At 64.4% G+C, this 12,676-nt stretch carries 12 protein-coding genes; 9 read left to right on the top strand and 3 right to left on the bottom strand.

Going from position 1 to position 12,676, the window contains the following annotated elements; translation table 11 throughout:
• Positions 1-13: 13 nt before the first annotated feature.
• The 3 genes from NCR37_RS05090 to acs form a co-directional block, all read right to left on the bottom strand.
• A complete protein-coding gene (locus tag NCR37_RS05090; RefSeq protein ID WP_250472055.1) occupies positions 14-2,044 on the bottom strand; it encodes a sodium:solute symporter family protein in 2,031 nt (676 codons plus the stop codon).
• Positions 2,041-2,397, bottom strand: a complete 357-nt coding sequence (locus NCR37_RS05085; RefSeq protein WP_502800484.1) for a DUF4212 domain-containing protein — start codon at positions 2,395-2,397, stop codon at positions 2,041-2,043. The genes NCR37_RS05090 and NCR37_RS05085 overlap by 4 nt, the downstream gene beginning before the upstream one ends.
• Before the next feature lie 80 nt (positions 2,398-2,477).
• On the bottom strand, positions 2,478-4,460 hold the full coding sequence (gene acs / locus NCR37_RS05080) for an acetate--CoA ligase (RefSeq protein ID WP_250472053.1): 1,983 nt from the start codon (positions 4,458-4,460) through the stop codon (positions 2,478-2,480).
• 381 nt (positions 4,461-4,841) lie between these two features.
• Between acs and NCR37_RS05075 the strand changes: the two genes are divergently transcribed.
• From NCR37_RS05075 to NCR37_RS05035, 9 genes are all read left to right on the top strand, one after another.
• Positions 4,842-5,759 (top strand): DMT family transporter, encoded by a 918-nt coding sequence (locus NCR37_RS05075; protein WP_250472052.1) that lies wholly within the window; start codon positions 4,842-4,844, stop codon positions 5,757-5,759.
• Between the two features lie 229 nt (positions 5,760-5,988).
• A complete protein-coding gene (locus NCR37_RS05070; RefSeq protein WP_250472051.1) occupies positions 5,989-6,606 on the top strand; it encodes a TIGR00645 family protein in 618 nt (205 codons plus the stop codon).
• A 47-nt stretch (positions 6,607-6,653) separates the two neighbouring features.
• The gene (locus tag NCR37_RS05065) at positions 6,654-8,177 is read left to right on the top strand and encodes a fumarate hydratase (RefSeq protein WP_250472050.1); all 1,524 of its coding nucleotides are present in this window, start codon (positions 6,654-6,656) and stop codon (positions 8,175-8,177) included.
• Positions 8,178-8,388: 211 nt separating this feature from the next.
• Positions 8,389-8,862, top strand: a complete 474-nt coding sequence (bfr, locus tag NCR37_RS05060; RefSeq protein WP_244848383.1) for a bacterioferritin — start codon at positions 8,389-8,391, stop codon at positions 8,860-8,862.
• A gap of 13 nt (positions 8,863-8,875) precedes the next feature.
• A complete protein-coding gene (murI, locus tag NCR37_RS05055) occupies positions 8,876-9,730 on the top strand; it encodes a glutamate racemase (protein WP_250472049.1) in 855 nt (284 codons plus the stop codon).
• A gap of 192 nt (positions 9,731-9,922) precedes the next feature.
• Entirely contained in the window at positions 9,923-10,147 is a 225-nt protein-coding gene (locus tag NCR37_RS05050; RefSeq protein ID WP_244848381.1) for a (2Fe-2S)-binding protein, read from the top strand.
• 246 nt (positions 10,148-10,393) lie between these two features.
• Positions 10,394-11,146: an energy transducer TonB gene (locus tag NCR37_RS05045; RefSeq protein WP_250472048.1), complete on the top strand. Its 753-nt coding sequence runs from the start codon at positions 10,394-10,396 to the stop codon at positions 11,144-11,146.
• 28 nt (positions 11,147-11,174) lie between these two features.
• A complete protein-coding gene (locus tag NCR37_RS05040) occupies positions 11,175-11,921 on the top strand; it encodes a MotA/TolQ/ExbB proton channel family protein (protein ID WP_250472047.1) in 747 nt (248 codons plus the stop codon).
• Between the two features lie 12 nt (positions 11,922-11,933).
• Positions 11,934-12,356 carry an ExbD/TolR family protein gene (locus tag NCR37_RS05035; protein WP_250472046.1) on the top strand — a complete coding sequence of 141 codons (423 nt, stop codon included), beginning with the start codon at positions 11,934-11,936 and terminating at the stop codon, positions 12,354-12,356.
• The last annotated feature ends 320 nt before the right edge of the window (positions 12,357-12,676 follow it).

The raw sequence follows: 12,676 nt of genomic DNA, 5'->3' as shown, positions 1-12,676 counted from the left end.
GCCCGCCTAGCCCCTACGGGTGACGAATGTAGTCGACGAGCGCGCGCGTGTACTCGTCCGGCTTGCGGTCGAAGAGACTCACCGCAATCGCCACCGCGAAGCCGGCCGGCACGCCGAACACGCCCGAGCTGATCGGCTCGATGCCGAACCAGCGCGGCCCGCCGAAGCCTGTCAGGTGCGTGAAGAACGGATACGTCGACACGATGTAGTACACGCACACGATCAGCCCCGCGATCATCCCCGCGACGACGCCCCGCTGCGTCGTGCGCTTCCAGAACACGCCGAGCACCAGCGCCGGAAAGAGACTCGACGCCGCCAGCGAAAACGCCGCGCCTACGAGAAACAGAATGTTCCCCGCATTGAGCGACGCGACGTACGACGCGAAGAGCGCAACACCGAGCAGCAGTATTTTCGAAATCGTGACGCGCCGCTGGCTCGTTGCCCGGCGATCCACCATGCAGTAATACACGTCGTGCGACAGCGCGTTCGCGATGGTAAGCAGCAGGCCATCGGCCGTCGAAAGCGCCGCGGCGAGCGCGCCCGCCGCAATCAGTCCGGACATCACGTAAGGCAGGCCCGCAATCTCGGGCGCGGCGAGCACCACCATGTCCGGCTGCATCTGAATGCCGGCCCAGCGCACGACGCCATCGCCGTTGATGTCGCCGATACGGATCAGATACGGCTCGATATGCCGCCACTGCGTGACCCATTGCGGCAACTCCGCGAAGCGATGTCCGACGAGCCCCGTTAGAATCTCGTGCTTGATCAGCACGGCGAGCACCGGCACGGTCAGATAGAACAGCGCGACAAAAAAGAGCGTCCAGCCGACTGAGCGCCGCGCCGATGCCACGGACGTAGTCGTGTTATAGCGCGTGAGAATGTGCGGCAAGCTCGCCGTGCCGATCGACAAGCACAGGATGAGCGAGAGAAAGTTTAACCGGTGCGCCCGCGCGCTGCCCTGCTCCGCCATGCCGGAGGAAGGCGCGAACGCATCGGTCAGCGGCACGGGAGCGTCAATGCGTTCGCTCAACGCATCGCGTTCGCGCGACCACTTCGCCTGCGCATCGGCGGGATCGCGCGGAAACGACGCGAGTTCGCGCTCGCGTTCGCTGATTTCGCGCAGCGGGCCGTTGTGCCGGCGTAAATCGGCGATCTCGGCGATAAGCCGCGCGTGCTCGTCGAAGAACGATCGCGGCAGCGCATCGATGCGTTCCTGGGCGCGTGCCGCCTGACGCGCCAGATCGGCGCGCGCGCGGGCTTCGTCGGGCGAGACGGCGAGCGCGCGTTCGAGCGTCTCGACGCGCTCCATGACGCGGCCATAGTTGAACTGCGGAAACCAGCCGAGCCCGTCGCGGTGCGCGATCATCGAGACCGGAATCAGCATCGCGCTGATCAGGATGATGTACTGGGCAACCTGCGTCCACGTGACCGCTCGCATGCCGCCAAGAAACGAGCACACGAGAATGCCCGCGAGCCCGCAGAAGATGCCGATCGAAAACTCTATGCCGATGAAGCGCGACGCGATTAGTCCGATGCCCTGAATCTGCGCGACCAGATAGACGAACGAGCACAGGATGGCCGCGATGGCCGCGAGTCCGCGCACGAGGTTGCTCGAAAAGCGCGTGCCGAGAAAGTCGGGAATCGTGTAGCGCGCGAGTTTGCGCACGTAGGGCGCGAGCAAGAACGCGACGAGGCAGTAGCCGCCGGTCCAGCCCATCATGTAGGCGAGGCCGTCGTAGCCGCTCGCGTAGATGGAGCCGGCCAGTCCGATGAACGACGCCGCCGACAGCCAGTCCGCCGCCGTCGCCATGCCGTTGAACGCGGATGGCACGCGCCGCCCGGCCACGTAGTATTCGACGAGATCGGACGTGCGCGAGAGCAGGCCGATGACCGCATACACGGCGATCGGCACGAACAGGAACACATAGCCGACCCACATGCCCGCGCCGGCCGTGCGCTCGATGCGCTCCATCACGAAGATGAACAGCAGAAAGCCGAGCGTGTAGAGCGCGTAGGTGACGATGAGCCGGTTGGTGAGCCTCATCGCGGGGCGTCGTCCTGCTCGCCATCGTCCGCGCTGGCTTCATCGACCGCGCGCGCGAGCCGCGCATCCGCGACTTGCATCAGCACGATATAGACGGCGATCAGCGTCACATAGACGAGAATCGCGCCCTGCGCGCCGAAGAAGAACGGCAGCGGAAACCCGGCGATGCGCACGTGCTGCAGGCGCTCCGCGAAAAGCGGCACGCAAAACGACACGACGAATCCGACGGCAAGCAGCACCGCGATCAGCGCGACATTGAAGCGCCAGTACGCGCGATGCGCGCGCGCCGCGGCCGCCGATACGCGCGGCGGCGGGGCAAGCGTGGGAGTGAGCGGATCGGCGGGCATGACCATGCGGTTATGTACCAAAACCGCGTGGCATCGGCAATTGGGATCGACCGCCGCTTATCGGGCGGCGGTCGCTTGCAGCAGGCTCAGCGCGCTTCGCCCAGTTGATCAAGAATCGCGGGATTCTCAAGCGTCGACACGTCCTGCGTAATCTCCTCGCCCTTCGCGAGCGAGCGCAACAGACGCCGCATGATCTTGCCCGAGCGCGTCTTGGGCAAGTTCTCGCCGAAGCGGATGTCCTTCGGCTTCGCGATCGGCCCGATCTCCTTCGCGACCCACGCGCGCAAGTCGTTGGCGACCTGCTTCGCTTCGTCGCCCTCCGGACGCGCGCGCTTGAGCACGACGAACGCGACCACCGCTTCGCCCGTCGTGTCGTCGGGACGTCCGACCACTGCGGCTTCCGCGACGATCGGATTCGCGACGAGCGCCGACTCGATCTCCATCGTGCCAAGACGATGGCCGGACACGTTGAGCACGTCGTCGATGCGGCCCATGATCGTGAAGTAGCCGGTCTCCTTGTCGCGCACCGCGCCGTCGCCGGCGAGATACAGCTTGCCGCCGAGTTCTTCGGGGAAGTAGCTCGTCTTGTAGCGGTTCGGATCGCCCCAGACGTTGCGCAGCATCGACGGCCACGGCCGCTTCACGACGAGAATGCCGCCCTGCCCGTTCGGCACGTCCTGGCCGGTTTCATCGACGATCGCGGCCATGATGCCCGGCAGCGGCAGCGTGCACGATCCCGGCACGAGCGGCGTCGCGCCCGGCAGCGGCGTGATCATGTGGCCGCCGGTTTCCGTCTGCCACCATGTATCGACAATCGGGCATTGCCCGCCGCCGACGTTCTCGTGGTACCACATCCACGCTTCCGGATTGATCGGCTCGCCGACCGTGCCAAGAATGCGCAGCGTCGAGAGATCGTAGCTCTTCGGATGCACCTTCGCGTCCGCTTCCGACGCCTTGATAAGCGAGCGGATGGCCGTTGGCGCGGTATAGAAGATGGTGACCTTGTGACGCTGGATCATGTCCCAGAAGCGGCCCGCGTTCGGATACGTCGGCACGCCTTCGAACATGATCTGCGTCGCGCCGATCGCGAGCGGCCCATAGGCGATATAGCTGTGTCCCGTGATCCAGCCGATGTCGGCCGTACACCAGAAGATGTCGCCGGGCTTCATATCGAAGGTCCACTTCATCGTCTGCGCGGCCCACAGCAGCAAGCCGGCCGTACTGTGCTGCACGCCCTTCGGCTTGCCCGTGGAGCCGGACGTGTACAGGATGAAAAGCGGATGCTCCGCGCCGACCCACTCGGGCTCGCACTGCGCCGGTTCGTTCTCGACGATCTCGTGCAGCCACACGTCGCGGCCTTCGTTCCACGCGATCTTGCCGCCCGTGCGCCGATACACGATGACGTCTTTCACCGCGTCGCAGCCGCCCGCCGCAAGTGCTTCGTCGGCGATGCTCTTGAGCGGCAGCGCCTTGCCGCCGCGCATCTGCTCGTCGGCGGTGATGAGCGCAACCGCGCCGACATCGACGAGCCGCTCGTTCAGCGACTTCGACGAGAAGCCGCCGAACACCACCGAATGGGTCGCGCCGATGCGCGCGCACGCCTGCATCGCAACGACGCCTTCGACGGACATCGGCAGATAGATCACGACGCGATCGCCCTTCTTCACGCCGCGCTTCTTGAGCGCGTTGGCGAGGCGGCACACGCGTTCGAGCAGGTCCTGATACGTGACGTTGGTCACGGTGCCGTCGTCGGCTTCGAAGATGATCGCGTTCTCGTTGCCGCGCCCCGCTTCTACATGCCGGTCGAGGCAGTTATACGATGCGTTCAGTTCGCCGTCCGCGAACCACGTATAGAACGGCGCGTTGCTTTTGTCGAGCACGTTCGAAAACGGCTTGTGCCACGCGAGCGTCTCCCGCGCGAGCCGCGCCCAGAAGCCTTCGTAGTCGCGCTCTGCTTCGGCGACGAGCGCCTTGTACGCATCCATGCCCGAAATCGTCGCGCCGGACGAAGCCTTGGCTGACGGCGGGAATACACGTTTTTCCTGAAGAACCGATTCGATCGCAGACATCGACAACCCCTCCGATGGTGTTCCAAAAGCCGGCGGCGCGCTCGACGCTTAAGGCGGGCACGCCGCATGTTATTGAGGTTCGAAAGCGTCACGCGCGCGGGCGTTCTCGCCGAACCCTGTCTCCTGTCGACCGGTTCGCCGTCTCGCGGATTACCGGCCACTTGCAACCTTGCCAGCGCGCTCCGTTTGCGAAACGCGCTTGCCGACTCATTGCAGCCTGCATGAAGATCAAGATATGCCGCGCAACTTACCCGCTTCTTACGCGGCCGACGGCTGCGGCACGGGGTATACACGGAGTCGGCGCGGCTTCTACAATGCGTCCCCACAATCCTAACTGAACTCGCCGCGCGCTTGTCGTGCGCTCGACGCCGAAATCACAGCTTGAATCGCTACGCCCTCTATCTCATCGCGTCGATGCTGCTTGTCGGAAGCAACGTCGGCATCGGCAAGTCGATCGTCGCGTTCGTGCCGGTGCCGCTCTTCGCGCTGCTGCGCTTCGTCATCGCGCTGGCGGTGCTCTGGCCGCTGTTGCGTCCGTCGAAGATGAAGCGCGTGGCGCGCGCCGAGTGGATCAACCTCTTCTTGCAGGCGCTCTTCGGCACGTTCGGCTTCACGCTGCTGATGCTGAACGGCGTCGCGCGCACGAGCGCGGTCGCGGCGGGCGTCATCACGAGCACCATGCCCGCCGTCGTCGCGCTCTTCGCCTGGCTCTTTCTCAAGGAAAAACCGGGCGGACGAGCGTTCGCCTCGATCGCGCTGGCGGTCGTCGGCGTCGTCGTCATCAACGTCGCCCAGAGCGGCGGCGGCGATCACGGCGGCGGGTCGCTCGCGGGCAATCTGATGGTGGTCGGCGCGGTCTGCTGCGAATCGCTCTATGTGATCTTGTCGCGGCGGCTGACGCAGACGCTGCCCGCCATCGACATCTGCGCGTACACGCACGGCTTAGGCTTTCTGCTGATGTTGCCGCTCGGCCTGCCGACCGCGCTCGCGTTCGAATGGCGCGGCGTCGACGCGGTGACGTGGGCGCTCGTCGGATGGTATGCGCTTTCGGCGAGCGTCTTCTCCTTCTGGCTCTGGATGAAAGGCATACGCCACGTCGCGGGCAGCCTCGCGGGCGTATTCTCCGCCGTCCTGCCGATCGCGGCGGCGCTCTACGGCATCGCGTTCCTCGGAGAGCGGCCGACGCTCGCGCATGGCATCGCGCTCGCGTGCGTGATGGCGGGCATCGTCCTCGCAAGCCTCAAGCGCCGCGCGCCCGCGCCGCGTGACGAGCGTGGCAGCCGCGAAAGCAACGTGTAGCGGCACGTGGCGGCACGTGGCGGCACGTAGGCGCGCATTCCATTCAATTGGCACAACAGTGCTTGCCGCTGCGTTCAGGCAGCCTCGCGCGGCGACACGCTACAATACCGGGCTTTCCCGCATGAGCCGCGCCCTTGGCGCCCGCGGAACGCCGCGGCACCGCCCGTGCGACCTTTTTAGCGCCCTCTTTAGCGCCCCTATTCTCCGCCGCCCGACCGACACGCCGCCCATGTCCGCTCAGAAGCACTTCCCCGACTCGCCCGCTCGCCCCGGCACGATGAAGGCGCTGCCCAGATTCATCTTCATGAGCCGCTGGCTTCAGGTACCGCTCTATCTCGGACTTATCATCGCGCAGGGCGTCTACGTCGTCCTGTTCCTGAAGGAAGTCTGGCATCTCGTCACGCACGCGATGACGCTCGACGAAACCAACGTCATGCTGGTCGTGCTCGGCCTGATCGACGTGGTGATGATCTCGAACCTGCTCATCATGGTGATCGTCGGCGGATACGAAACGTTCGTGTCGCGTCTCGGCGTGGAAGGCCATCCCGACGAGCCCGAGTGGCTCGATCACGTCAATGCGGGCGTGCTGAAAGTGAAGCTCTCGATGGCGCTCATCAGCATCTCGTCGATTCATCTGCTGAAGACCTTCATCAATCCGGATCAGCACACGTTCCATACGGTGCTGTGGCAAGTCGTGATTCACGTCGCGTTCCTCGTGTCCGCGCTCGTCATGGCCTATGTCGACCGGTTGACCACGCATACGCATCCGCGGCATTTCCACAGCGTCGCCCCAACGAACATCAACGCGTCGCCCCGAAGCGCGACAGCCCGCAGCGCAGTCGAATAGAGCGTCGAAGAGAACGCACGCAGTCTTTCGTCCCCAGAGCCCAAGCCATGACCGTCATCAAGCAAGAAGACCTGATCCAGAGCATCGCCGATTCTCTGCAGTACATCAGCTACTACCATCCGCTCGACTATATTCAGGCGCTCGGCCGCGCCTATGAGCTGGAGGAAAGCCCGGCCGCGAAGGACGCCATCGCGCAGATCCTGACCAACAGCCGCATGTGCGCCGAAGGAAAGCGCCCGATCTGTCAGGACACGGGCATCGTCACGGTGTTCGTGAAGGTGGGCATGGACGTGCGATGGGACGGCGCGACGATGGGCGTCACCGACATGATCAACGAAGGCGTGCGCCGCGGCTATCTGAACCCCGACAACGTGCTGCGCGCGTCGATCGTGAGCCCGCCCGAAGGCGCGCGCAAGAACACGAAGGACAACACGCCGGCCGTGATCCATTATGAGATCGTGCCGGGCGACAAGGTCGATGTTCAGGTCGCGGCGAAGGGCGGCGGCTCGGAGAACAAGTCGAAGTTCGCGATGCTCAATCCGTCCGATTCGATCGTCGACTGGGTGCTCAAGACGGTGCCGACGATGGGTGCCGGCTGGTGCCCGCCGGGCATGCTCGGCATCGGCATCGGCGGCACGGCTGAAAAGGCGATGGTGATGGCGAAGGAATCGCTGATGGACCCCATCGACATTCAGGACATCATCGCCCGCGGGCCGCAGGACTGGATCGAAGAACTGCGCGTCGAATTGCACGAGAAGGTGAACGCGCTCGGTATCGGCGCGCAGGGTCTCGGTGGCTTGTCGACCGTGCTCGACGTCAAGATCATGGCCGCGCCGACGCATGCGGCGAGCAAGCCCATCGCGATCATCCCGAACTGCGCGGCGACCCGCCACGCGCACTTCACGCTCGACGGCTCGGGCGCCGCCAAGCTCGACGCCCCGCCGCTCGACGCGTGGCCGAAGGTCACGTGGCAGCCGAACACCGAGACGAGCCAGCGCGTCGACCTCAACACGCTGACGCCGGAAGAAGTCGCCTCGTGGAAGCCGGGCCAGACGCTCTTGCTGTCGGGCAAGATGCTGACGGGCCGCGACGCCGCGCACAAGCGCATCGCCGACATGCTCGCCAAGGGTGAGAAGCTGCCGGTCGATTTCACGAACCGCGTGATCTATTACGTCGGCCCGGTCGATCCGGTGCGCGACGAAGCGGTGGGTCCGGCAGGCCCGACGACAGCCACGCGCATGGACAAGTTCACGGAAATGATGCTTGCGCAGACCGGCCTGATCTCGATGATCGGCAAGGCCGAGCGCGGTCCGGTCGCCATCGAGGCGATCAAGAAGCACAAGGCCGCGTATCTGATGGCGGTCGGCGGCGCGGCGTACCTCGTGTCGAAGGCGATCCGCGAGGCTAAGGTGCTCGCGTTCGAAGACCTCGGCATGGAAGCCATTTATGAGTTCGACGTAAAGGACATGCCGGTCACGGTCGCGGTCGATTCGAACGGAACGTCGGTTCACAAGACCGGCCCCGCCGAATGGCAGGCGAAGATCGGCAAGATTCCGGTCGCGACGGCGTGAGCATGAGACGCGGACCGCATCGCGCATGACCTGCGCGGCGCGGTCGGAAAGCCGGGCCGCGCGCCCGGCTTTTCTTTGGAAGCCGCATTTGCCGATAGCGCCTTCCATTCTCATTCTCGGCCGCGACAAAAAATTCCCTCTCAACCTTGGCAGGCCCCAGTCCCAAGGTTTATCTTTCCCCCATGCTCACACGCCCGGAACAAGGACACCCATGAAAGGCGACGCGAAAGTCATCGAATATCTGAACGCGCAGTTGAAGAACGAACTGACCGCGATCAATCAATACTTCCTCCACGCCCGGATGTACAAGCACTGGGGCCTCGAGCAGTTGAACAAGCACGAATATGACGAGTCCATCGGCGAGATGAAGCATGCCGACTGGCTGATCCAGCGCGTGTTCATGCTTGACGGCTTGCCGAACCTGCAGGACCTGCACAAGCTCCTGATCGGCGAAGAGACCAAGGAAATCATCGAGTGCGATCTGAAGCTCGAACAGATTTCGCAGTCCACCTGCAAGGAAGCCATGGCGTATTGCGAGTCCGTGCGGGACTACGTTTCGCGCGATATCTTCGACAAGATTCTGAACGACACCGAAGAGCACATCGACTGGCTGGAAACGCAACTGGATCTGATCGACAAGGTCGGCATCCAGAACTATCAGCAGAGCATGATGGGCGAGCAATAAGCCGTTTCAACCGATGTCCGCTGTCGTCGCATCCTCCCCCGCCACGAACGTACGCGCGCCGGCCGGCGCAGACGCGCCCGTCGGCATCTTCGATTCCGGTCTGGGCGGTCTGTCCGTGTTGCGCGCGGTGCGCGCGCTGTTGCCGCACGAGCGGCTGATCTACGTGGCGGACTCGCTGCACGCGCCCTACGGCGAGCGCGACGACACATTCATCACCGGGCGCACCACGGCCATTGGCGAATGGCTCGTCGGACAGGGCGTGAAGGCGCTCGTCGTCGCATGCAACACGGCGACCGCGCAATCCATCGCGCATGTGCGCGAGCGGCTGGCGATTCCGCTCGTCGGCGTCGAGCCCGGCGTGAAGCCGGCCGCGGCGGTGTCGAAAACCGGCGTGGTCGGCGTGCTGGCCACGCAGGCGACGCTGCGAAGCGCGCGCTTTCAGTCGCTTCTGGACCGCTATGCCGGCAATTGCCGCTTCATCTGCCAGCCGGGGCACGGGCTGGTGCAGGCGGTGGAGCGGTGCGACACGTCATCGCCCGAACTCATGGCGCTGCTCGAAAGCTATCTCAAACCGATGCTCGACGCAGGCGCCGACACCCTCGTGCTCGGCTGCACGCACTACCCTTTCCTCGACCGCGCCATCCGCGAGATTGCAGGCGAGCGGCTGCATATCGTCGATACGAGCGTCGCGGTCGCGCGGCAGCTCGAACGTCTGCTCGACGCGAGCGGACTCCGAAACGCTGATGCTTCGGTGTCGACGACCCCGCTTTTCTACTCCACCGCCGACGGCGAACCGCAGCGGCAACTCGCCGCCTCCTTGCTGCAAATCCAGGCAGATGTGCGGCACGTCGTTATTCCGACCGCTTAATCACCACACCGCGCGAGGGGTTCTTCGCTCGCCTCGGCGTCGCAGGCCGCCGCATTGCCCCGCCACGCAAGGCTCCGCTGGAAAAGCCGGCTCGCTCACGCACGCAGTTACAAAAATCCCCGCTCCTCGCTTGCCAAGGACGCGACACTGAATGATAATAATTCGCATTAACGGAAGCTATCGCGAACAATCATGATCGTCTGTGTCTGCAAGTCAGTGTCCGACAGAAAGATTCGCGCCGCCATCGCGGAGGGCGTCGATACCTTCGACGAGCTCCAGTTCGAACTCGGCGTCGCCATGTGCTGTGGGAAGTGCGAAGAGAGCGTGCGCGATGTGATGGCGCAAAGCGGCGTCTGCGCCTCGCATTGCGGCGTGCAGGCAGCACCGGTCACCTTCTACGAACGCCAGGCGGCCTGACGCATCCGCGCCACCGGCCGCGCCATCCGGTTGCGCCGCGCCGAAGCCAACCGGGGTACCTTCTGCAAGCCGTCAGTCCTGTGCCGGAGAGAACGATGGAATTGCTGATCGGTTTCGTGGCCACGCTATTTATTTCGCTGCTGATATTTCGTCGATGACTTCGCCCTTCGCTTTTCGGGCCAGCTTATGTTCGGGATGTCAGTGTCATGAGCCGTCAGGCAAGCAGACTCTCGAATAACGCTAAGAATGCAGTCCCCGACCACGTCTTCCGCCGCCTTTTCGCCTGCGTCGTCATTGAGCATCAATCCTCGCTTGCTGGCCGCGTGCGCGCTGGTGCTTGCGATCCATGCGGCGCTCCTCGGCGTCGCGCTGACGATGCGGCACGAAGCGCCGCCGCGCCCCGTCGAAGCCAAGGCGATCACCGCGCAGTTGATCAGCGAGACCCCGCAGCCCGCGCCCCAGCCGGTTGCCGTCCAGTCCCCGCCGACGCCTCAGCCGCCGAAACCCGTCCCGCAGCCGAAGCCGCAGCCGAAAATCAAGCCCAAGGCCGAGCCGAAGCCCGCGCCGATGCCGGTCACGCCAGCGCCGTCGCCGATTGCGCCGCCCGCGCCCGAGCCGACGCCGCCGGCTCCCCCCGCTCCGCCGCCGCCCGCGCCCGCGCCTGCCGCGCCCGCGCCCGCCGCGCCCGCCATCGGAAAGCCAACGATGGACCTCGCCGCGCCGAAGAACGTCGCGCGCCTGTCGTGCAATATCGCGCAGCCGGACTATCCTGCCATGTCGCGCCGCCGGGGCGAGACGGGCACGGCGCTGGTCAAGCTGACAGTCGGCCTGTCGGGCAAGATCGAAAACGTAACGCTGCAAAAAAGCAGCGGCTCCTCGCGCCTCGACGACGCCGCGCTCGACGCCGTTCGTTCCAGCGCATGCACACCCTACAAGGAAAATGGCGAGGCGATCCGCGCCACGGCCACCGTCCCGTTCGTATTCAGCCTGAACGACTGACCGGTTTTTTGGAAACAAGGAAACAGCAATGCAAAACTACGGAATTGCGCACGTCTGGGCGCAGGGCGATTTCGTGACGCGCGGCATCGCGCTCGCGCTCGTCATCATGTCGGTACTCTCGTGGACGGTGATCGTCGTGAAGGCGTGGAACGTCGTGCGGCTCAAGCGCCTGACGAAGAACGCAGAGCAGGCGTTCTGGCATTCCGACGATTTCAACGACGGCATCCAGAAACTGGGCGCGCAGTCGTCGAGCGCAGCGGACAACCCGTTCCTCGCGCTCGCGCTCGCCGGCCAGGAAGCGGCGGACCATCATCACCAGACGCAGCCGCATCTGCACGATCGCATGGATGTCTCCGACTGGATCACGCGCTGCCTGAAGGACGTGATGGACGAAAGCGTCGGCCGGATGCAGGCGGGGCTCGCGGTGCTGGCGTCGATCGGCAGCACGTCGCCGTTCGTCGGACTGTTCGGCACGGTGTGGGGCATTTATCACGCGCTGCTGACCATCGGTGCGACGGGGCAAACGTCGATCGATCAGGTCGCGGGCCCGGTCGGCGAATCGCTCATCATGACCGCGTTCGGCCTGTTCGTCGCGATACCGGCGGTGCTCGGCTACAACGCCCTCACCCGCGCGAACAAGAGCATCGTGACCAAGCTGAACCGCTTCGCGCACGGCCTGCACGCGTTCTTCGTCACGGGCTCGAAGCTGTCGTCGACCAAGCGCGCGACGGCTGCGCAATCCGACAGCCTGCGTCTTGCGACGCGCGCGAGCTAAACGGAGGTTCGCATGGCCATGAGCCCATTCGCCGGCGACGAAGACGACGGCATGATGAGCGAAATCAACATGACGCCGCTCGTCGACGTCATGCTCGTTCTCCTCATCATTTTTCTGGTGACCATTCCCGCGATGCATCACGCGGTGAAGATCGACCTGCCGCACGCGAGCAGCCAGCCGCAGGACGAAAAGCCCGCGCACGTGGAGGTCGCGATTCAGGCCGACGGCACGATTCTCTGGAACGACCAGAAGATCGACGACGCGGCGCTCGACGCGCGCATCGCGCAGGCGTCGAAAGAGGCGCCGCAGCCGGAATTGCACCTGCGCGCGGATCGCAAGGTATCGTATGAGCGCGTCGCCGATGTGATGTCCGCCGCGCAGGCGGGCGGCTTATCGAAAATCGGCTTCGTGACGCAGCCGAAGGCGGCGAAGTAGATGTCGGGAAGCATGTAGCAAAGTAAAAGGCCTTCATCGTCAGATGAAGGCCTTTTTTCGTGCGCACTCGGCGCATTCGGGCGAGACGATTACTTCGGGCTCGAATACCCTGAGCCGCCAGAACCGTCACATGCGGCAGCCGTGGTCGACACGGACAGCGCGATCAGCCCTATCAGGCTAACTATCAAAGTAGCCGTCAGTTTTCGCATAAGAAGCTCCTTAGCGAAAGAGATCCCAATATAACGCCGCCGATTTTGCCGTACAAGATTTGGCGCGATTGAATCTCTGCATCGCAAGCGCGTGCTTCAATGTCTGAAGCG

The organism is Caballeronia sp. GAFFF1 (genome assembly GCF_023630705.1).
GTDB lineage: Bacteria > Pseudomonadota > Gammaproteobacteria > Burkholderiales > Burkholderiaceae > Caballeronia.
The sequence above is the reverse complement of the archived record's forward strand: the minus strand, read 5'-3'. Positions and strand labels throughout refer to the sequence as shown.